Source organism: Allobosea sp. P2_A10 (assembly GCF_056405115.1).
Genome location: NZ_JBFUCS010000016.1, coordinates 1 through 19,774 on the forward strand (window position 1 = coordinate 1; position 19,774 = coordinate 19,774).

The 19,774-nt window shown below is 64.5% G+C and carries 25 protein-coding genes; 15 read left to right on the plus strand and 10 right to left on the minus strand.

Features of this window, described 5'->3' with window-relative positions; genetic code table 11:
- The first annotated feature begins 154 nt into the window (after nucleotides 1-154).
- A complete protein-coding gene (locus AC1DZY_RS20110) occupies nucleotides 155-550 on the plus strand; it encodes a hypothetical protein (protein WP_476821928.1) in 396 nt (131 codons plus the stop codon).
- The gene (locus AC1DZY_RS20115; protein ID WP_476821929.1) at nucleotides 543-1,205 is read left to right on the plus strand and encodes an SOS response-associated peptidase; all 663 of its coding nucleotides are present in this window, start codon (nucleotides 543-545) and stop codon (nucleotides 1,203-1,205) included. Before AC1DZY_RS20110 ends, AC1DZY_RS20115 begins: the two co-directional genes overlap by 8 nt.
- A 169-nt stretch (nucleotides 1,206-1,374) precedes the next feature.
- Here AC1DZY_RS20115 and AC1DZY_RS20120 read toward each other — a convergent pair whose 3' ends face one another.
- The 7 genes from AC1DZY_RS20120 to AC1DZY_RS20150 all read right to left on the minus strand — a co-directional run bounded on the left by AC1DZY_RS20120 (nucleotide 1,375) and on the right by AC1DZY_RS20150 (nucleotide 5,274).
- The gene (locus AC1DZY_RS20120) at nucleotides 1,375-1,662 is read right to left on the minus strand and encodes a hypothetical protein (RefSeq protein WP_476821930.1); all 288 of its coding nucleotides are present in this window, start codon (nucleotides 1,660-1,662) and stop codon (nucleotides 1,375-1,377) included.
- A complete protein-coding gene (locus AC1DZY_RS20125; RefSeq protein ID WP_476821931.1) occupies nucleotides 1,659-1,793 on the minus strand; it encodes a hypothetical protein in 135 nt (44 codons plus the stop codon). Before AC1DZY_RS20125 ends, AC1DZY_RS20120 begins: the two co-directional genes overlap by 4 nt.
- Nucleotides 1,786-2,169 (minus strand): A1S_2505 family phage non-structural protein, encoded by a 384-nt coding sequence (locus tag AC1DZY_RS20130; RefSeq protein WP_476821932.1) that lies wholly within the window; start codon nucleotides 2,167-2,169, stop codon nucleotides 1,786-1,788. The genes AC1DZY_RS20125 and AC1DZY_RS20130 overlap by 8 nt, the downstream gene beginning before the upstream one ends.
- Nucleotides 2,169-2,495, minus strand: coding sequence for a hypothetical protein (locus AC1DZY_RS20135; RefSeq protein ID WP_476821933.1), 327 nt, complete (start codon nucleotides 2,493-2,495; stop codon nucleotides 2,169-2,171). The genes AC1DZY_RS20130 and AC1DZY_RS20135 overlap by 1 nt, the downstream gene beginning before the upstream one ends.
- An 81-nt stretch (nucleotides 2,496-2,576) precedes the next feature.
- Nucleotides 2,577-2,810: a peptide chain release factor-like protein gene (locus AC1DZY_RS20140; RefSeq protein ID WP_476821934.1), complete on the minus strand. Its 234-nt coding sequence runs from the start codon at nucleotides 2,808-2,810 to the stop codon at nucleotides 2,577-2,579.
- Nucleotides 2,810-3,214, minus strand: a complete 405-nt coding sequence (locus tag AC1DZY_RS20145) for a hypothetical protein (protein WP_476821935.1) — start codon at nucleotides 3,212-3,214, stop codon at nucleotides 2,810-2,812. The genes AC1DZY_RS20140 and AC1DZY_RS20145 overlap by 1 nt, the downstream gene beginning before the upstream one ends.
- Before the next feature lie 5 nt (nucleotides 3,215-3,219).
- A complete protein-coding gene (locus AC1DZY_RS20150) occupies nucleotides 3,220-5,274 on the minus strand; it encodes a DNA cytosine methyltransferase (protein ID WP_476821936.1) in 2,055 nt (684 codons plus the stop codon).
- A gap of 240 nt (nucleotides 5,275-5,514) precedes the next feature.
- On the opposite strand from AC1DZY_RS20150, the gene AC1DZY_RS20155 reads away from it, so the two are divergent.
- The 3 genes from AC1DZY_RS20155 (at nucleotide 5,515) to AC1DZY_RS20165 (ending at nucleotide 6,901) form a co-directional block, all read left to right on the plus strand.
- Nucleotides 5,515-5,730, plus strand: coding sequence for an alkylphosphonate utilization protein (locus AC1DZY_RS20155; RefSeq protein ID WP_476821937.1), 216 nt, complete (start codon nucleotides 5,515-5,517; stop codon nucleotides 5,728-5,730).
- 249 nt (nucleotides 5,731-5,979) lie between these two features.
- Nucleotides 5,980-6,522 carry a hypothetical protein gene (locus AC1DZY_RS20160; RefSeq protein ID WP_476821938.1) on the plus strand — a complete coding sequence of 181 codons (543 nt, stop codon included), beginning with the start codon at nucleotides 5,980-5,982 and terminating at the stop codon, nucleotides 6,520-6,522.
- A gap of 163 nt (nucleotides 6,523-6,685) precedes the next feature.
- Complete coding sequence (locus AC1DZY_RS20165; protein ID WP_476821939.1) at nucleotides 6,686-6,901, plus strand: alkylphosphonate utilization protein; 216 nt, start codon at nucleotides 6,686-6,688, stop codon at nucleotides 6,899-6,901.
- 20 nt (nucleotides 6,902-6,921) lie between these two features.
- Here AC1DZY_RS20165 and AC1DZY_RS20170 read toward each other — a convergent pair whose 3' ends face one another.
- Complete coding sequence (locus AC1DZY_RS20170; protein ID WP_476821940.1) at nucleotides 6,922-7,209, minus strand: hypothetical protein; 288 nt, start codon at nucleotides 7,207-7,209, stop codon at nucleotides 6,922-6,924.
- A 269-nt stretch (nucleotides 7,210-7,478) separates the two neighbouring features.
- Here AC1DZY_RS20170 and AC1DZY_RS20175 point away from each other — a divergent pair, with 269 nt between their 5' ends.
- From AC1DZY_RS20175 to AC1DZY_RS20220, 10 genes are all read left to right on the plus strand, one after another.
- Nucleotides 7,479-9,167, plus strand: coding sequence for an ArnT family glycosyltransferase (locus AC1DZY_RS20175; RefSeq protein WP_476821941.1), 1,689 nt, complete (start codon nucleotides 7,479-7,481; stop codon nucleotides 9,165-9,167).
- Nucleotides 9,168-9,254: 87 nt separating this feature from the next.
- Nucleotides 9,255-10,004, plus strand: coding sequence for a glycosyltransferase family 2 protein (locus tag AC1DZY_RS20180; protein ID WP_476821942.1), 750 nt, complete (start codon nucleotides 9,255-9,257; stop codon nucleotides 10,002-10,004).
- The gene (locus AC1DZY_RS20185) at nucleotides 10,004-10,348 is read left to right on the plus strand and encodes a lipid-A-disaccharide synthase N-terminal domain-containing protein (protein ID WP_476821943.1); all 345 of its coding nucleotides are present in this window, start codon (nucleotides 10,004-10,006) and stop codon (nucleotides 10,346-10,348) included. The genes AC1DZY_RS20180 and AC1DZY_RS20185 overlap by 1 nt, the downstream gene beginning before the upstream one ends.
- A 351-nt stretch (nucleotides 10,349-10,699) precedes the next feature.
- A complete protein-coding gene (locus AC1DZY_RS20190; RefSeq protein ID WP_476821944.1) occupies nucleotides 10,700-11,725 on the plus strand; it encodes an amino acid ABC transporter substrate-binding protein in 1,026 nt (341 codons plus the stop codon).
- Nucleotides 11,726-11,891: 166 nt separating this feature from the next.
- Complete coding sequence (locus AC1DZY_RS20195; RefSeq protein WP_476821945.1) at nucleotides 11,892-12,914, plus strand: amino acid ABC transporter substrate-binding protein; 1,023 nt, start codon at nucleotides 11,892-11,894, stop codon at nucleotides 12,912-12,914.
- Nucleotides 12,915-13,065: 151 nt separating this feature from the next.
- Nucleotides 13,066-14,088, plus strand: coding sequence for an amino acid ABC transporter substrate-binding protein (locus tag AC1DZY_RS20200; protein ID WP_476821946.1), 1,023 nt, complete (start codon nucleotides 13,066-13,068; stop codon nucleotides 14,086-14,088).
- A 102-nt stretch (nucleotides 14,089-14,190) separates the two neighbouring features.
- Nucleotides 14,191-15,384: an amino acid ABC transporter permease gene (locus tag AC1DZY_RS20205; protein WP_476821947.1), complete on the plus strand. Its 1,194-nt coding sequence runs from the start codon at nucleotides 14,191-14,193 to the stop codon at nucleotides 15,382-15,384.
- 10 nt (nucleotides 15,385-15,394) lie between these two features.
- Nucleotides 15,395-16,774 carry an amino acid ABC transporter permease gene (locus AC1DZY_RS20210; RefSeq protein WP_476821948.1) on the plus strand — a complete coding sequence of 460 codons (1,380 nt, stop codon included), beginning with the start codon at nucleotides 15,395-15,397 and terminating at the stop codon, nucleotides 16,772-16,774.
- A gap of 19 nt (nucleotides 16,775-16,793) precedes the next feature.
- The gene (locus AC1DZY_RS20215; protein WP_476822053.1) at nucleotides 16,794-17,585 is read left to right on the plus strand and encodes an amino acid ABC transporter ATP-binding protein; all 792 of its coding nucleotides are present in this window, start codon (nucleotides 16,794-16,796) and stop codon (nucleotides 17,583-17,585) included.
- A gap of 191 nt (nucleotides 17,586-17,776) precedes the next feature.
- Nucleotides 17,777-18,061, plus strand: a complete 285-nt coding sequence (locus tag AC1DZY_RS20220) for a hypothetical protein (protein ID WP_476821949.1) — start codon at nucleotides 17,777-17,779, stop codon at nucleotides 18,059-18,061.
- A gap of 141 nt (nucleotides 18,062-18,202) precedes the next feature.
- On the opposite strand, the gene AC1DZY_RS20225 is transcribed toward AC1DZY_RS20220, so the two are convergent.
- Nucleotides 18,203-19,372: a glycerophosphodiester phosphodiesterase gene (locus tag AC1DZY_RS20225; protein WP_476821950.1), complete on the minus strand. Its 1,170-nt coding sequence runs from the start codon at nucleotides 19,370-19,372 to the stop codon at nucleotides 18,203-18,205.
- Nucleotides 19,373-19,477: 105 nt separating this feature from the next.
- Complete coding sequence (locus AC1DZY_RS20230) at nucleotides 19,478-19,621, minus strand: hypothetical protein (RefSeq protein ID WP_476821951.1); 144 nt, start codon at nucleotides 19,619-19,621, stop codon at nucleotides 19,478-19,480.
- Nucleotides 19,622-19,774: the final 153 nt, after the last annotated feature.

Consider the following 19,774-nt stretch of genomic DNA (forward strand, 5'->3'; position numbering starts at 1 on the left):
GAGTTGAGTTTGGCGGCGACGCGCTGGCTGCAATCCGCGCTCTCCTGGACGATCAGGCGACGCTCATCGCCGATGCCCAGGAGGCGATCTCGCGCGGCTATTTGCGCGGCCGGTTCGCCGATGGCGCCCGACGCCAGCAGGTAGACGATGAACCGTGAGCGGCAGCGACGATCCGCCGGACCTTGCGACGCAGCTCTACCGCTATCCATGGGTGGTGCTGCGGCTGCGCTGCCATGTCTGCCCGCGCCATGCCGAGGTGCGCCTAGCGGCGCTGGCGGCGCGCTACGGCCATCGCGTGCCGGTTCGGCATGTGCTGCACGCCTTCATGTCGGGCTGCCCGTGGTGCCCGTTCACGGAACTGCGCAAGCCGCAGAAATACGGCATGCGCTGCGGGGCCTATCTGCCGGACCTGAACTCAGGTTGGCCGCCCGATCTCCCTCCGGCGATGGCCGGGCTGAACTTGATCGATGGCGGCAAGGACGACATGCTGCCGGCCGAGCCGAAGCGCGATCAGCGTCGGCGCAGGGTAGGCGGATCGGACGATGTGTAACCTCTACAGCATGACCCGCTCGGTCGACGCGATGCGAAAGCTGTTCGCGAAGTTCGACGCGCCGGACACTAATCTGCCGCCGCTGCCGGGCATCTTTCCGGACTATGCCGCGCCGATCATCCGCAACCAGGGTGAAGGCGTCCCCGCGCTCGCGATGACGCGCTGGGGCATGCCATCGCCGCAGTTCGCGCTCGCTGGCAAGAAGACCGATCCTGGCGTCACTAACGTCCGCAACACCAAGTCGCCGCACTGGCGGCGCTGGCTTGGGGTCGAGAACAGATGCCTGGTCCCGTTCTCGAGCTTCAGCGAGTTCAACAAGGCCGAGGGCGGCGACATCTGGTTCGCCTTCGACGAAAGCCGCCCGCTGGCCTTCTTCGCCGGGATCTGGACGCCGCAATGGAAGAGCGTGCGCAAGGTCCGGGAAGGCGAGGTCGAGGCCGATCTCTTCGCCTTCCTGACGACGGAGCCGAACGCCGAGGTCGGCGCGATCCACCCCAAGGCCATGCCAGTGATCCTGACGACGCCGGAGCAGTGCGAAACCTGGATGACGGCCGAGTGGCCGATCGCGAGCTACCTGCAGCGCAAGCTGCCCGACGAGAGCCTGCAGATCGTCGCGCGCGGCGGCAAGCGGGACGGGGTCCAGCTTATCGGGTGAGCCACACCCCGATCGCCAGCGCGACTGCGGCCATGCCAAGCGCAAGGCCGATGCGGCGCCGTAGGCGTGACCTGATCCCGAATAGGTCAGGATCCGGAAGGTGAGACGCGCGCGGCGGCAGAGGCTCGACCGGGCGAGGGGTGGCTTCAAAATCCATCAGCGTTGATCCTCACCCCTCCTTCACAGGAAGGGCCTCGATGGCGGTGGCGATGCGCTGCTGCGCCGATGCAAACCCTTGCACGAACTCTAGGCCCGGTCCGCCGATTGTCGTTGGCTCCCTCGCCGCCCCCGCCGCATCTCTCAGCGCAGCCGAATAGCCGGCGGCGAAGGTGCTGGGCGCGACAAGGAGGGCATCCGCGATAGCCTCAGCGAATGCCGGCCCCGGCCCCAGCTTCCCGCCGTGGCGAGCATGCCATGCAGCCCATGCCGCTGCGATCATCTCGGGGGTGGCCGTCAAAGCCCCTTCTCCTTCAGCGCGGCGAGAGCGGAACGGGCCATCTCCTGTAACTGATCGCGACTCCTGTTGAGGTTTGCGATATTCTCCAGCGCCTCCACCTCTCCCTCGCCCGCAGGCACGTCGTCAGCCATGTGCTTCGTCCTTCTGCTGGGCGGCGAGGGCTGCCGTGAATTCGTCGGGCAGGATGACGTTGCGAGGGCATGGGGCATCGAACATCCAACCAATGTCGCGTGGCTGATACCCCGCCAACCCACAGCCGATGGGCGTGACCTTGAAAGTCAGATGCGGGTGCGAAAGCGCAAACTCGATGAACGTCACAACGTGATTTGCGATGTCATCGAGCGGCAAGGTGCGGATATTTTTGTCCTTCGTCGGGATCGCGTAGCTTCGCCCTTGCAGGCCTTCACCACGTCCATAAATCGCGCCGTGGTGCTGCCGCGCATGAAGCGCAGCGCCTTTGCCGTGACGCCCGGCGCGGTTGCTTCCGAAGACGAAAATCTCGCTCATCAGTTCTCTCCTCTCGGGATATCGAGCGCAGCCAGGGGCGGGGTGGGGTCTGCGAGAGCCGTCTCAGCCTCGCTCGGTGCCGCGTCTGGGGCATCATCGAATGCCTCAAGAAGTTGCATGAGAATGGCCCGCATGCGCTTGTCGGTGGGCTTCCCACGCGTCACGACGTAGATGGCCCCCTTGCTATCCGACGACATGGTGATGACCTTGGCGTCTCGAAAAGCGAGAGCATCAATCAGAACGTGTTCGGTCGGTGGCATGTAGCCTCGGTTCCATGCGTCGTAATCGACAGGCGACAATACTGGGCCTTGACGCGCACCACTCATCGTCATCCTCCTACGGCCACGTTGGTTTCGTACCGCTCTCGACAGCGCCAAGGGCGAAGACGGAGAGGGCTTGGCGRGGGGTCATGAGCGAAATCTCGGATGCGTGAGAGCCGACAGGATCATGTCCTCAGYGATTGCTTTATTGCGATGCTGCGATCGGCCGACGTTGACGAACGCTACCGTCCCGCTCGGCAGATGTGTTATCCTGACGCCACTGTGCCCGGAGCCGACCTGTTGCCCGCCGCGCCGGTCCATGCCCTCGATTGGGTAAACCTCGATCAAAATATCCTTCGGGTCGATCTCGCTCAGCCCCATCACCGCCGTCCTCCCGCGAGAGCGAAGGAGCCGCCGGAAGCCAAAAGCCGTTCAGGGCATAGGAAGGCAACGCGGCCTTTGGGGTTGTTCCGCCACTGCTTGTCGAGAACCGTCAGCATCTCTGATGAGAGATCGAAGGCAGCCGCAACTTGGTCCAGAAGATCCCCCCAAAGGAGCCCGTCCTCGTGGACGCTCATGCCAAGCTCAAAGGCAAAAATGTTGACGCTGTAGTCGCCAGCCATCCGCAAGGCGACATCGACACTCGTCCAGCCGCGAGCATCCATCTCCTCGGCCAAGAAATATGCGAGTGGCAACCGCCCACCCGCTTCCGGGGAGGGGGAAGGGGTGGGGCCGGACAGCCCACCGGGGGTGGAGGTGTTCGCGTCAGGAATCGGATGCTTCATGGCCGTCACTCCGCAGCTTCGAGGAACAGAGACATCGGGGAAGGGCGCTTGGGGCCGGCCCGATCGCGGGGACGGTAGTTCGCCGCCACGATGTCGCGTGCTTCCGAGGGACAGACGCTGTTCCCGCACATGTAGCCCTGCTGCTCGAGCGTGAAGCTGATGATGGTGCCGTCCTCCAGGATGCCGCGGTCGATCACGTAATCGGGTCGGAAGCCCTGGGCATTGAAGCGCTCGCGCGGGGTCAGCATCCGCATGCCGATATCGACGATCGCGTACAGCACGCCGGCAACGGTCACTGTCACCAGGCCGTGGCGCGGCTTGGTCGAGACGGTGTGCAGCGGCTCGTCAACCGATTGCGAGGGCAGGCCCGTCCCGAAGTATTTGGCCAGGAAGGCGTAGACCGTGGCGGCGTGGTTGCCGCCGGCCGACGAGGTGCGAGACGGCTCCTCGATGCTGGCGTCGCGCCGATCACTGCCCCGCATGTTGAGCATATGAGCGGCGACGATCTGCTGCTGGGCGCCTGCTGTGGCGATCGTCGAAAGCGGCTCTTCTGCCGAGTGCGCCGGAGCGCCTGGGCGCGGGCCGCCATTGTGCTGCGCGAGGAAGGCAGCGACGACCGCCGCCTTGCCCGCGCCGCCGGCAGTGACGGTGCCCACAGGCTCGGCCGCGTCGGCCCCGACAGAGTTGCCGAACTGGCGCGAGATGAAAGCCGACACTACGGCGGCATTTGCACCGCCGGCCGTCATCGTGTGCGTCGGCTCGTCGGCCGCGCTGAAGGGCTTCTGCGCGTTGCGCATCGTGGCGAGGTGGACCGCCGCGAGGCTGCCTTCATTTCCGGTCGGCACGATGACCGGTGCCGGCTCCTCGACAGATCGCGTGCGCGGCTCCTGGCCGGGCCGCTCGCCATAACGGGGCACGAGGTAGGGCGCGACGAGGCAGAGGTCCGCCTTCGCTGTCTGCGTCAGGATCGGCTCGTCACCCGGGCGCGGCTCTGTCTGCGCAGCGCGGCCGCCGCAGCCGACCAGGACAGGGGCGACGATCGCGTTCTGATCCTTCGGCGACGCGCAGATCGTCTGCAACGGGTCGGCCGCATCCCGAACGCCGCCGCCTTGCTGGGCATAGGTGACGAAGGGCGTAACCAAGGCGTCGTCGCGCTTGCCGGTGACGGTGCCGAGCGGCAGGTCGACGTCGCGGTCGCGAGCGTGCGCCCGGCCGGTATAGTTCACCTTGACCACGAACGGCTTGGCCGAGTTGACGACGTAGCGCATCGTGCCCTTGGCGACCCGAGCCATCGTGTTCTCGGCCAGCGGCCGGATCGCGCGGATCCCGAGTTTCACCTTGATCTCCGCCGACGTGTCGAAGATCGAAGGGCAAGGCAGGCTGAAGTCGATGATGTCGGCCGCGGTGCGCCACGGCTTCAGCTGGCCGGCGGCGATCAGCGCGGCGTCTCCAGCATCGTTCGGATTGCCGTGCCGGCGCTCAGGCCAAGCGATCGGCTCGCCATCGCAGCGCATGACCATGTAGAGCCGCTTGCGGATCGTCGCCGCACCGCTCCACCAGGCCCGCCGCTCGCGCCACTCGACGACATAGCCGAGCGCCTCCCATGCGCGGACGAACTCCTTGAAGATCGAGCCCTTCTGTATCGGGCAGCGCTTGCCCTCCGCCGTGAGCGGTGCCCAGTCCTGGAATTCTTCCACATTTTCCAGGAAGACAACGCGCGGCCTCTGCCACTTCGGCATCTTGTTGACCCAGCCGAAGCACGACCAGGCCAAGCCGCGAATGTTCTTGTCGCGCGGCTTACCGCCCTTCGCTTTGCTATGATCCTTGCAGTCGGGCGACATCCACAGCATCCCGACGGGGTTGCCGCCGCACATGCCGATCGCGTCGATCTCCGTGACATCCTCGACCAGGTGCCGCGTGCCCGGATGGTTCATCCGGTGCATCGCCAGCGCGAACCGGTCGTGGTTCACGGCGATATCGGGATCCCTGCCGATCGCGGCCTTGATGCCTTCGCTGGTCCCGCCACCGCCGGCGAAGGAGTCGATCACGATCTCCCTCATGATCCGCGAGCCTCGCGGGAGGGAACGAAGAATCGCGCGCAAGCGTTTCCAACTCGCGCCTCGATCGCCTGGCGTTCGAGGGGCCGCGCAGTTGGAAGCGCCGTTGACGAATCGCAGGAAGCGAAAAGCCTTCTAAGCTGCTGGTCGCTGGTTCGAATCCAGCCGGGCTCGCCACTTCCCCCACGCCTCGGCCTGCCGCGAACGGGCGCCTTCAGGATCGACCATGAGCCGGAAAACCGCATGAGCGACGTCAGAGACAGCAACGGTACGGTGCTGAAGGATGGCGATTCCGTCACTCTTATCAAGGACCTCAAGGTCAAGGGCACCTCGGTGACGCTGAAGCGCGGCACGCTGGTCAAGAACATCCGCCCGACCGCCGAGCCCGGCGAGATCGAATGCAACGCCGACAAGGTCAAGGGCCTCGTCCTGAAGACGGAGTTTCTGAAGCGGGCCTGAGGCAAAGGGATTATCTCGGCATGACGACCGACGGGTCGTCTTTGATGTAGCCTTCTATGAGAGGCCACCAGCAGCGACGCAGCGATTGATCGCCTTGCGCCATATGGGCGTCCGGCATGTGCTCGTCGCCGCGCCAGCTCCAAACCGCTTCGTATAGGTGACCACAGTTCAAGCGTCGTAACAGCCTTGCGTCTGCGCGCGGGCGGCAAATTGCTGTAGAGGCATCTGCGGTTTGTCAGCGAGGTTAACGTGTCAAAGTTCGATTTGAAGGTCGTCTTGGACGACGTGCGGGCGCGAGACACCGCGCTTCTAAACATGATCGTGGCAATCGACAGGCAGGCACTGGCGCTCTTCAGGATCTACGTGACGCTTGCCGTTGCTCTGGGGTCCGCTGCGGTCGCGGGGGCATATTCTTCAACTGCGAATGTGAACAGCTGGATTGTCTGGGGAGCTGGTTCAGCTGCCCTGGGGCTCGCTGTCGGGTGTCACTTCTGCATCACGACGGTCCGCTCAGCCAAACTTGGCGTTCCGGGCAAGAACGCGGATTTTTGGAAGTGGGCGCTTCGTGATGACATCTCTGAAGAGGCCATGGTCGACGCCTACCTCAAATATTCTGATGATGCCCAACAGCAGAACTACCGCGTCAACGATCAATCGACGCGGTCGATGAGGATTGCGAAACGACTCGGGGTCGCTTCGGTGGTCATTGGCGGATCAATCGCAATAGCAGGTGCGACGGGGCTAGCCTCTAAGGCCTGGTCGGCCTTGGCGGCCGTGGCGAATCTCGGGTGATCATTCGATCTGGCGGCGGCGGTGGCGGCGGGGGTGGCGGGGGAGGCGGCGGCTCGTTATTCGACATGCGCTTGCCCTTGATTGCTGCTGTTCAGCATCGACGCGATATCAGCACGCCGCACAGTTGCGAGTCGAGTGGATGGTCGACTGTTCAGGATCGACCATGAGCGACGTCAAAGACAGCAACGGTACGGTGCTGAAGGATGGCGATTCCGTCACTCTTATCAAGGACCTCAAGGTCAAGGGCACCTCGGTGACGCTGAAGCGCGGCACGCTCGTCAAGAACATCCGCCCGACCGCCGAGCCCGGCGAGATCGAATGCAACGCCGACAAGGTCAAGGGCCTCGTCCTGAAGACGGAGTTTCTGAAGCGGGCCTGACGCTGCGTCCTTTGCGAAACTCACTCCTCTCGTCCCCAGTTCCGCAGCTTCCTGATAGCCCCGGCCGGGTCGGTCGGGCGGCGCTTCCATAGCCCGCGCGCCAGCCCAAACGCAAAGAACAGCGCGAAACTCGGCAGTGCGGCCGCGATCGGCGCGGTCACCAGCCCCATGGCGCATCCGCCGGAATCGCCGACACCGCATTTCGGATCGAAGATCATCGCACCGATCACCAGAAGGGCGACGACCAGCGGGCCGAGTAGCAGGCCCCAGAGCCCGGCCCGCAAAGCCGCCAGAAGAAGTTTGCCCATGTCGGCCTCCGCGTTCACGCTCAAGGCTAGCGCCGGCCGCCGCCCATGTCATGCATCCGGGATGCATGCGCCGCGCTTGCGATGGCCGGGCAGGCGGCCTAGAACCGCGCCGGCCATGGCATTTGCGATGGCTTTGCCTTGATCGCGCCCGAAAGGCCCGCCATCCCGGCAGCGTCCCCCTTGCCGGCCTTCGTCGGCGCGCCGGGGCCGATAGCCCCGCCGTTTCGGCATGTCACACGCGCGACCCTTGCCGGTTGCAGGGATAGACCATGGTTTCGCTCCGGCCCGCGATCGACCGCCTGACGGCAATGGCCAGCGCCAGCCATCTGCGGGCCTGCGCCTTCCTGCTGCTGCTTTCGCTTGCCGCGTTCCTGCCGGGCTTCGTCACGCTGCAGCCGCTCGACCGCGACGAACCGCGCTTTGCGCAGGCGTCGAAGCAGATGCTGGAGACCGGCGATTTCGTCGACATCCGCTTCCAGAGCGAGGCGCGGCACAAAAAGCCGGTCGGCATCTACTGGCTCCAGAGCGCCGCGGTCTCGGCCGGTGAAGCACTGGGCGTCGAGCGTGCCCGCACGCAGATCTGGCTTTATCGTCTGCCGTCGCTGGTCGGAGCCGTCGCGGCGGTGCTGCTGACCTACTGGGCTCTGCTCGCCTTCGTCAGCCCACCGCTGGCGTTGCTCGGTGGCGCGTTGATGGCGGCCTGCGTGCTGCTCGGCGTCGAGGCCCGCATCGCCAAGACCGATGCGGTGCTGGCTGCTTGCGCGGTTGCGACCATGGGCGCGCTGGCGCGAACCTGGCTCGATTGGACGCGCTCGCTCGCTTTCGTACCCGACCGCCGCAACTGGCTGGTGTTCTGGAGCGCAACCGCGCTCGGCCTGCTGATCAAGGGGCCGATCGTGCCGATGGTCTGGGGGCTCGCCATCCTGGTGCTGAGCCTGAACCTGCGCTCCTTCCGCTGGCTTAAGCCGCTGCGCTTCGGCTCCGGTCTGCTGCTCTGCCTGATCGTTGTCCTGCCATGGTTTGCCGCCATCGCCGTCAAGACCGGCGGCAGCTTCTTCGCCGAGAGCGTCGGCAACGACATGCTCGGAAAGGTCGCGGAAGGTCAGGAAAAGCACTGGGGGCCGCCCGGCCTCTATCTGTTGATTTTCTTCGGCACCTACTGGCCGGCGGCGGCTTTTGCCGCGATGGCGGTCCCCTTCGCCTGGGTGCGCCGCCGCGAGCCGCAGATCCTGTTCCTGCTCGCCTGGATCGTGCCATCGTGGATCGTCTTCGAGGCGGTCCCGACCAAGCTGCCGCACTATGTCCTGCCGCTCTATCCGGCGATCACGGCGCTGCTTCTGCTGGCCGTCGTCAATGGCGGCGTCGATCGTTTCCGGCGCGGCGCGGTCGCCACCGCCGCTCTGGTGTTCCTCGTCCCGCTCGCGCTGGTGGGTGCGATTCTCTACGGCAACTGGACGCTTGATGCGACGCTGCCCTATGCGGCGTTGCCGGCTTTGGGCCTGGCTTTGATCGTCGCCTGGCTGGTGGTCGCCGCCTTTCGGCGCGGCGACCTCGAAGGCGCGCTCTGGCGCAGCGTGCTGGCGAGCCTGCTGCTCGGCCTCGGCGTCTACGGCTTCTCGGTCGAAAGCCTGCGCTCGCTCAGACTTTCGCCGCGACTTGCCGAGACCGTCGCGGCGGCAGGCTGCGCTGACCCGAAGGTCGTGACGCTCGGCTATCGCGAGCCGAGCCTCGTCTTCGTCACCGGCACCGATCTCGCCATGGCTCCCGACGGCGCGGCGGCCGCAGCGTTCCTGAAAGAGCCTGGCTGCCGCATCGCTTTCGTCGAGCAGCGTTTCGCCGGGCAGTTCCAGACGGCGCTGGCTCAGTCCGCCCTGACGCCGCGGCTGCTCACGACCCTGCGCGGCTTCAACCTCAATGGCGGGCGGCGGCTTGAGATCGCCGTCTTCCTGCGCCAGTAAACCTGCCATGATGGGTGCGATGATTGGTTCTTGCCCTGCTGGCCGGCTTGACGCAGTTTGCGCGCCGCTTCCCCGGATGATGTTTCCTTGACCGATCCAACCGCATTTCAAACGCCGATTCTCAGCGTCGTCGTTCCCGTCCGTAACGAGATAGGCAATGTCGGGCCGCTGCTGGCCGATATCGAGACGGCCTGCGCCGGGCTCGCGGCGTTCGAGGTCGTCTATGTCAATGACGGCTCGAGCGACGGCACCCATGCCGCGCTGGTCGCGCTGGCGGCGAGCAGACCCTGGTTGCGCATCGTCAGCCATGCCCAATCCTGCGGCCAGAGCGCGGCCGTCAGGACCGGCGTGCGCCATGCCCGCTCGGCCGTGGTGGCGACGATGGACGGCGACGGCCAGAACGACCCGTCCTTCCTGCCGGCGATGCTGGAAGCCTTGCAGCAGGCGGGGATGCAGGCCGGCCTCGTCCAGGGTCAGCGCGTCGGGCGCAAGGACACCGGCTTCAAGAAGCTGCAGTCTCGGATCGCCAACGGCGTGCGCGGTCGCCTCCTGAAGGACGGCACCCGCGACGCCGGCTGCGGCTTGAAATGCTTCCGCCGCGAGGCCTATCTCGCACTGCCCTATTTCGATGCGCTGCATCGCTTCATGCCGGCTTTGATGGTGCGCGAGGGATACAAGGTCGTGCATCTCGATGTGCGCGACCGGCCGCGCCTGACCGGCGTCTCGAATTACGGCTTTTTCGACCGCCTCTGGGTCGGCATCCTCGATCTCGCCGGCGTCTGGTGGCTGATCCGTCGCCGTAAGCGCGTGCCGCAGGTGATTTCGGAGACCAGGTGATGCTGATCGACCTTCAGCACAAGATTGGTGGCTATTTCCACGACGTCTTCATCAACAATGTCGACTGGTGGGTGTTGCTGGGCGTCGTCGCGCAGGGGCTGTTCACGATGCGCTTCGTCGTGCAGTGGCTGGCGAGCGAGAAGGCCAAGCGCTCGGTGGTGCCGATGACGTTCTGGTGGTTTTCGATCGGCGGCGGCGCGCTCCTGCTGATCTACGCGCTTTATCGCCGCGATCCGGTTTTCATCGTTGGCCAGGGCTTTGGCCTGTTCGTCTATCTCCGCAACCTCCAGTTCGTGTTGCGGGCGAAGGCGCGGGGCGAGGACACCAGCGCTGGGCCGGGTTGAGGTCTGCCGCCTTCACGCCATGGCGCGCCGGCGAAGTCCAGAGTCGTCGCCACGCGCCAGACTTTGCAGTTGAAGGGCAGCACCGGGATCAGCCGGTGTACGGCTTCGATTCTCGCGCCACGGGTCAGGCTTGACCACCTGTTGAAACTCGCATGTGATGCGATCGGTGGAACGGGGCGCCACCGACGATGCAGCCGTTGCTTGACGCTCAGGAGCGGCTCTGGCAATCGACGTAGCGGAAACGTCGCTCAAATTATGTGCAGTCGGGTCAGGTTTCTGCCCAGGGCTGGCGATGCAACCGGACGGCCCGCCGGCATGGCCCGGCGGGAGACCTCAACGGGAGAGATATCTATGAAGACATTCATTGCAGCCGCGATTGCAGGGCTCGGGCTCGCGATCTCCGCCACGGCGGTGTCGGCGCAGGCGCCCTCGACGCTGTCGCAGGTCAAGTCGCGCGGCACCCTGAACTGTGGCTCAAACACCGGCCTCGCTGGCTTCGGCGTGCCCGACGCGCAGGGCAACTGGGTCGGCCTCGACGTCGATATGTGCCGCGCCGTCTCGGCCGCGATCTTCAACGATCCGGCCAAGGTCAAGTTCATCCCGCTCTCGTCGAAGGATCGCTTCACGGCGCTCCAGTCGGGCGAGGTCGATCTGCTCGTCCGCAACTCGACCTGGACGATGTCGCGCGACACCTCGCTCGGCCTGCTGTTCGCCGGCGTGAACTACTATGACGGTCAGGGCTTCATGGTCCGCAAGAAGCTCGGCGTGACCTCGGCGCTGCAGCTTTCGGGCGCTTCGGTCTGCACCCAGCAGGGGACGACGACCGAACTCAACCTCGCCGACTTCTTCCGCGCCAACAACCTGAAATACGAGGTCGTCGCCTACGCTTCCGCCGACGAGACGATCAAGGCGTATGATGCTGGCCGTTGCGACGCTTTCACCACGGACGCGTCTGGCCTCTATGCCGAACGCCTGAAGCTGACCGCGCCCGACGATCATATCGTCCTGCCGGAAATCATCTCGAAGGAGCCGCTTGGACCTTCGACCCGCAACACCGACGTGCAGTGGTTCAACCTGGTGAAATGGGTCCACTACGCCATGATCAATGCCGAGGAACTCGGCGTGACCAAGGCCAATGTCGACGAGATGATGAAGTCGCCCAACCCCGAGATCAAGCGCCTGCTCGGCACCGAGGGTAAGTTCGGCGAAGGCCTCGGCCTGACCACGGACTGGGTCTACCGCATCGTCAAGAACGTCGGCAATTACGGCGAAAGCTTCGAGAAAAACGTCGGCACTGGCTCGCTTTTGAAGATCGCTCGCGGTCAGAATGCGCTCTGGACCAAGGGCGGCCTGCAATACGCCCCGCCGATCCGCTGATTGAACTTGGCGGGCGCCGGGATCACCGGCGCCCGTCTCGATTTGACGAAACGTAATATTTCTCCACGCCACGAAAGGATAACGATCGGACCGTCTGGCTTGGTCCGGGACTTGCTACATCTTCGAGAACGGGAAGGAACCCGTTCCGCCAACAGGGGAAACAACCATGAAGAAATTTTTCGCCGCTGCTCTCGTAGCGGCTGCAACCACGGTCTGCGTCGGCGGGGCGCAGGCACAGACTGCGACACTGGCTCAGGTCAAGAGCCGCGGCATCCTGCATTGCGGTTCGGGAACGGGCCTTGCGGGCTTCGGCATCCCCGACGCCCAGGGCAACTGGACCGGCCTCGACGTCGACATGTGCCGCGCCGTCGCCGCCGCGATCTTCAATGATCCGCTCAAGGTCAAGTTCATCCCGCTTTCGGCGAAGGACCGCTTCACCTCGCTGCAGTCGGGCGAGGTCGATCTGCTTTCGCGCACCACGACCTGGACTCTGTCGCGCGACACTTCGCTCGGCCTGAACTTCGCCGGCATCAACTATTTCGACGGCCAGGGTTTCCTGGTCCGCAAGAAGCTCGGTGTCGATTCCGCGCTGAAGCTCGCCGGCGGCTCGATCTGCACGCAGCAGGGCACGACGACCGAGCTGAACCTCGCTGACTATTTCCGCGCCAACAAGATGAAGTACGAGGTCGTCGCCTTCGCCAGCAACACCGAGACCGTCAAGGCCTATGAGTCCGGCCGCTGCGACGCCTTCACCACGGACGCGTCGGGCCTCTATGCCGAGCGCCTGAACCTGACGACCCCGGCCGACCACATCGTGCTGCCGGAGATCATCTCGAAGGAGCCGCTCGGCCCGGTCGTGCGCCATGGCGACGATCAGTGGCTCGATATCGTGAAGTGGGCTCACTACGCCATGCTGAACGCCGAGGAGCTCGGCATCACCAAGGCCAATGTCGACGAGATGCTGAAGTCCGAGAATCCGGAGATCAAGCGCTTCATCGGCACCGAGGGCAAGTTCGGCGAGCCGATGGGCCTGACCAATGACTGGGCCTACCGGATCATCAAGCACGTCGGAAACTACGGCGAGGTCTTCGAGAAGAATGTCGGTCAGGGCTCGCTCCTGAAGATCGCCCGTGGCCAGAACGCGCTCTGGACCAAGGGTGGTCTGCAATACGCGCCGCCGATCCGCTGACGCTTTGCGGGAGACGGGCATCGGTGGTTTGCGCCGATGCCCGTCGATCCCGGACACACACGCTCGCGCCCCGAATGGCGCCCGCGTGGTCCGGGACTTGCTATGCGATTTGGCTGCGGGCTCGATCCCGCCGCTGAAACAGGGGAACGTAATGAAAAAATTGGTAAAATCAGCTTTGGTGGTCGCGTCGATCGCGCTCGGCGCCGGCGCGGCTGCGGCGCAGACCACCACGCTGAGCCAAGTCAAGGCGAGGGGCGTCGTCACATGCGGCACCAGCCCGGGCCTTGCCGGCTTCGCCATGCCCGATGCCCAGGGCAATTACTCGGGAATCGACGTCGATCTCTGCCGCGGACTGGCCGCCGCGATCTTCAACGACCCGCTGAAGGTCAAGTTCGTCCCGCTCTCGTCGAAGGATCGCTTTACCGCGCTTCAGGCCGGCGAGGTCGATCTGCTTTCGCGCACCACGACCTGGACGCTGTCGCGCGACACCTCGCTCGGCCTGAACTTCGCCGGCATCAACTACTATGACGGCCAGGGCTTCATGGTCCGCAAGAAGCTCGGCGTCGATTCCGCGCTGAAGCTCGCCGGCGCCTCGGTCTGCGTCGCCCAGGGCACGACGACCGAACTGAACCTCGCCGACTTCTTCCGCGCCAACAAGATGAAGTACGAGGTCGTCGCCTTCGCCGGCGGCGATGAGACGATCAAGGCCTATGAATCGGGGCGCTGCGACGTGTTCACCACCGATTCCTCGGGCCTCTATGCCGAGCGTCTGAAGCTGCAGGTCCCGACCGACCACATCGTGCTGCCCGAGATCATCTCGAAGGAGCCGCTCGGCCCGGTCGTGCGCCATGGCGACGATCAGTGGCTCGACATCGTCAAATGGACCCACAACGCCATGCTGAACGCCGAGGAACTCGGCATCACCAAGGCCAATGTCGATGGCATGCTGAAATCGGAAAACCCCGAAATCAAGCGCTTCGTCGGCACCGAGGGCAAGTTCGGCGAGCCGATGGGCCTGACCAATGACTGGGCCTACCGGATCGTCAAGCATGTCGGCAATTACGGCGAGGTTTTCGAGAAGAATGTCGGGCAGGGCTCGCTCCTGAAGATCGCCCGTGGCCAGAACGCACTCTGGAACGCCGGCGGCCTGCAATATGCGCCGCCGATCCGCTGATGCGTTTCGCCGCGAGAGATTGAGATCATAGAAACGACCGGCGGCGGCGCTGACCTGCCGCCGGTTCATCGGCCGCCGCTAAAACAAAAAAGGGCGTAACAGGTGTCGACCATTCCGACCGAGACGGCTCAGCCAGGCAAAGCCTCGCTGCTCTACGATCCCAAGATAAGGGGCTATATCTACCAGATCGCCCTGCTCGCCATTGTCGGCTTCCTGATCTATTCGGCCGCCTCCAATGCCATCACGAACCTTCGCGCGCAGAAGATCGCCTCGGGCTTCGGCTTCTGGCACAACGCCGCGGGCTTCGACGTCAACCAGAAGCTGATCCCGTTCTCGGCCTCGGGTTCGACCTATGGCGAGGCCTTCTATGTCGGCCTGCTGAACACACTGCTCGTGGCGTCGATCGGCATCGTACTCTCGACCTTCCTCGGCTTCTTCGTCGGCGTGTCGCGCCTGTCAAGCAACTGGGTCCTGTCCAAGCTGGCGATGGTCTATGTCGAGGTCATCCGTAACCTGCCGCTGCTGCTGCAACTGTTCTTCTGGTACAATGCGGTGCTGAAACCGCTGCCCAATCCGCGCCAGTCGATCGAACTGCCGGCCGGCTTCCTGCTCAACAACAGGGGCCTGTATATTCCCGATCCGCAACTCGGGCCGGGCGGCAGCCTCATCGTCTGGACCTTTCTGATCGGCATCGTCGCCTCGATCGTCTTCCGGTTCTGGGCCGCCAGGCAGCAGGAGGCGACGGGCAAGCAGTATCCGGTCGGCTGGGTCGCGCTCGGACTGATCATCGTGCTGCCCTTCTTCGTCTATCTCGTGACGGGGCGGCCGGTCTCGTTCATCTATCCGGAACTCGCCGGCTTCAACCTGCGCGGCGGCATCCAGATCTTTCCGGAGTTCGTGGCGCTGCTGCTGGGCCTCACGACGTATACGGCAGGCTTCATCGCCGAGGTGGTCCGCGCCGGCATCCTGGCTGTCTCTAAGGGGCAGACCGAAGCCGCCAACGCGTTGGGCCTGCGCGCCGGGCCAACGCTCAAGCTCGTCGTCATTCCTCAGGCCATGCGGGTCATCATCCCGCCCCTGACCTCGAATTACCTCAACCTGACCAAAAACTCTTCGCTGGCGGTCGCGATCGGATATCCCGATCTCGTCCAGGTCTTCACCGGCACGGTGCTGAACCAGACCGGGCAGGCCGTCGAGGTCGTCGCCATCACCATGGCGGTCTACCTCACGATCTCTCTGGTGACGTCGATGTTCATGAACATCTACAACAAGCGCATGTCGCTGGTCGAACGGTGAGGGCGCAACGATGACCGACGCAACAATCGAAAACGCCCCCTTCGCCTTCGTCCGCAAGGAGACGCTGCCTCAGGAGACCCCGCCGCTCTCGGTCGCAGGGCCGATCGCCTGGATCCGGAACAACCTGTTCTCCGGGCCGGTCAACTCGCTGATGACGCTGGTGTGCATCTACATCGTCGTCACCAGCGTGCCCGAACTGGTGAAGTTCTACTTCGTCGATGCGGTCTGGAGCGGAACCAACCGCGACGCCTGCCTCGCCGACAAGGTCGGCCGGCCGGTCGGCGCCTGCTGGGCCTATATCGGCGACCGCTTCCAGTATTTCGTCTACGGCTCCTATCCGGTGCCGCAGCGCTGGCGCGTCGACATCGTCTTCGTGATGTTCGCGCTCGGCATCCTCTGGATGCTCTGGGACCGGATGCCGCTGAAGAAGGTCGGCTTCTTCTACTTCTTCGTCCTGCTGCCGATCAGCGCCTATCTGCTGCTGCTAGGAGGCCCCAATGCCGAAGGCTTCCTGCGCTGGCTCATCGGCCTGACGCTCGCACTCATGGTGATGTATACCGTGCTGTCCTTCGCGCCGGGGCTGTCGCGGTTCTGGATCGGCGAGGCCTTTCTCGCTGTCGAGGAGGCCGCGCCGCCGTGGAAGCGGTTCTATCGGCCCAAGCGCCTCGTGCTGCTTTCGCTCGTCCTGTTCGGCTTCATCGCGATCCTGGCTCAGACGGCGGGCCTTCCCCGCGTCGACACCGGGCTCTGGGGCGGCATGATGGTGACCTTCCTGATCGCGGCGGTCGGCATCGTCTTCTCGCTGCCGCTCGGCGTGGTGCTGGCTCTCGGGCGGCGCTCGAAGTTGCCGATCATCCAGCTGATGTCGGTCGTATTTATCGAGTTCGTCCGCGGCGTGCCGCTGATCACCGTGCTGTTCATGGCCAACACCATGCTGCCGCTGTTCGTGCCGCAGGAGTACTCGCCGGATCGCCTGCTGAGGCCTCTGGTCGGCGTCGCCCTCTTCGCCGCCGCCTATATGGCGGAGGTCATCCGCGGCGGCCTGCAGGCCATGCCGAAGGGCCAGTACGAGGGCGCGATGTCGCTGGGCCTCGGCTACTGGCAGATGATGCGGCTGATCATCCTGCCGCAGGCGCTCAGGATCGTCATTCCCGGCATCGTCAACACCTTTATCGGGCTGTTCAAGGATACGACGCTGGTCACCATCGTCGGTATCTTCGACTTCCTGCGCACCATCGAGGCGACCCTGGTCGATCCGACCTGGGCGACGCCGACCACCCGCGCGACAGGCTATGCCTTCGCCGCGGTCTTCTATTTCCTGTGTTGCTGGGGCATGTCGCGCTACTCGATCTCGGTCGAGAAGCGGCTTGCCGCCGGTCAGAAGCGCTGAGAGGACCAAAAACATGGCCATGGCAGAAACCACACCTCACGCCCGTCCCGCGGCGCTGAAGCAGACCTCGCTGAACACGCCCACCGCCGTCGAGATGATCGGCGTCAACAAGTGGTATGGCGAATTCCACGTGCTGCGCGATATCAACCTGAAGGTCTCGCGCGGCGAAAAGCTCGTGATCTGCGGGCCGTCGGGCTCCGGCAAATCGACCATGATCCGCTGCATCAACCGTCTGGAAGAGCACCAGAAGGGCAACATCATCGTCGATGGCACCGAGCTCACCAACGACCTCAAGAAGATCGACGAGATCCGCCGCGACGTCGGCATGGTGTTCCAGCACTTCAACCTGTTCCCGCATCTGACGATCCTCGAGAACCTGACGCTGGCGCCGATCTGGGTCCGCAAGATGCCCAAGAAGGATGCCGAGGAAATCGGCATGCACTATCTGCGGCGCGTCAAGATCCCCGAGCAGGCGCTGAAATATCCGGGCCAGCTCTCGGGCGGCCAGCAGCAGCGCGTCGCGATCGCCCGCTCGCTCTGCATGAGCCCCAAGATCATGCTGTTCGACGAGCCGACCTCGGCGCTCGACCCGGAAATGGTCAAGGAGGTGCTCGACACCATGGTCTCGCTTGCCGACGAAGGCATGACCATGCTCTGCGTCACCCACGAGATGGGCTTTGCCCGTCAGGTCGCCGACCGCGTCATCTTCATGGATGCCGGCCAGATCGTCGAGATGAACGAGCCCAACGCCTTCTTCAAGAACCCGCAGCACGAGCGCACCAAGCTCTTCCTGAGTCAGATTCTGCACTGATCCATCGCTGATCTTCGCTGGATTCAAGACGGCGCGCCGGGCATTCCGGCGCGCCGTTTGTTTTGCGGTTTAAACTTCCGGTTATTGCCTCTGTACGAGCTGTTCATTGCGTCAAGCAGCGGCCTTGAAATGGCCTATCGGGAACAATGCGGTCGCGAAGCGGTTTCCTCTCCAACTTGGAGGACAAAACCATGAAACGCCTGATCCCCGCTTTGATCGCCGTAACCCTGCTCGGCGGCACTGCCTATGCCCAGTCGATCAACATCGGCCCCGGCGGCGTCGGCATCGATACGCGCAGCCCCGGCGAACGCGCGGTCGAGCGCGATATCCGCCGAGACGAGCGCGCCCGCGAACGTGACCGTCAGGATCGCCGTGACCGTCGGGTCGAGCGCCGTGGCGACGACTGCCGCACGATCACCACCCGCGAGGAAACCCCGCGCGGCGTCGTGCGCCGCGAGACCCGCGTCTGCGATTGACGCCTATCGCGAGGACGACCGCTTCCGCCCTGGCGGCGTAGCTGATCCGATACTCGCCGTGACAAAAAAGCCCATCCGGCACACGCCGGATGGGCTTTTGGATTTCTGGAGGCCGAACCGCTTCCGCAATGGGCCGGTCCGCTATTTCCCGTCGCGCGCCTTCACGGCCGCGTCGGGAAAGTCGGAGAACAGTCCGTCGATGCCGAGGTCGAAGAACGCCTTGTACTCCGCGGCCGGGTCGCCTTTGTAGTTGGAGGCAAGCCGCTTGGGCTCGCTACGGAACGTCCAGCTATGGACGGAGAGGCCGACGGCGTGGGCGTCCCTGACGACGTTCGTCGGTGCGATCAGCACGCGGTCCCGCTCGTCGATGACGCCGTCCTTGTTGAGGTCCTGCGGCTTGCCGTCATCGCCGAGCATCTGCCTGCCGGCCATGATGTAGGGTTTCCACGGCGCGATGATATCGGCATAGGTGCTGACCTCTTTCAGCCCTTCCGGCGTCACCAGATCCTTGAAGGTGCGCTTGTCGCCGGTCACGATGAAGTCGTAGGGCTTGTCGAACGGCGCGGCGAGCACGATGCCGCCATCCTTGTCGACATCGTCGGCATCGACGAGTTGGCTCAGGCGCAGCTGCGTCTTGCCACGCAGATAGCGCAGATTGGCGGTCTCGAAACTCTGGATGATGACCGGGGAGGTTTTTTCGGTCCAGCCGGCAGCCTTGAGCTGGTCGAGCAGCCGGTCCTCCAGCGGAAGGCCGATCGCGGCATGGAAGATCGAATGCTTGGTCTCCGGATAGATGCCGATGACGCGGCCGACCCTGGCGCTTTCGGATTTGGCGAGATCGATGATCTCCTGGAAGGTCGGGATCTCGCATTTGCCGTTATGAGACTGGTCGCGGTCTGCGAAGGCCTGTTTGGCGCGCAGCGTCTTGATCTCGGCCAGCGTGAAATCGCCGGCGAACCAGTCGGTCGTATCGACGCCGTCGATTTTGCGCGTGGTCTTGCGGCTGGCGAATTCGGCCCGGGTCGAGACGTCCGTCGTGCCGCTCATGATCGGCTCGTGGCGCGCGATCAGGACACCGTCCTTCGTCGCGACCAGATCGGGCTCGATGAAGTCGGCCCCTAGCTCGATGGCGAGCTTGTAGCTTTCGAGCGTATGTTCGGGCCGGTAGCCGCTGGCGCCGCGATGCCCGACGATCAGGGCCTTCTGGCCCGAGAGCGTGGGGGCGGCGGTTTGCGCCAGCGCGATATGCGGAGTCGCCATGGCAAGTCCGAGGCCGGCCGCCAGGCCGGCCGAGAGCAGGGTCTTCATCATCGCATCGATCCTTGGTCGCGTTGTTTCGGGCGCGACCCTGATCGGGCGATGTGACAGGCGGTTGAAGCTGCGCCGCCTGGCATCATGAAGCGATGGTCGTTCGCCTCAGCGGCGCGGGCCGTTCTCGAGCGTGGACTTGGCGTCGAGGCGCTTTGCCGGCGGCGGGGTCAGATCCTGCTGCGGGGTGGCGCAGGCGGCAAGGCCCAGGGCGAAGAGGCCGGCGAGAACAAGACGGCTGGCGCGCAGCATGGAACGATACCTTTTTGTCGTAGCGTGGCTGTTGCCACGTCTTTCGGCTTGTGGAAGGACCGCGTCAAGAGCTTCGGGCAGGGTCGGCCATGACCCTCCGTCATGATCGAACTGGTCCAATGCGAGATCGCGTCCCCGTGCCCAACCTCAATA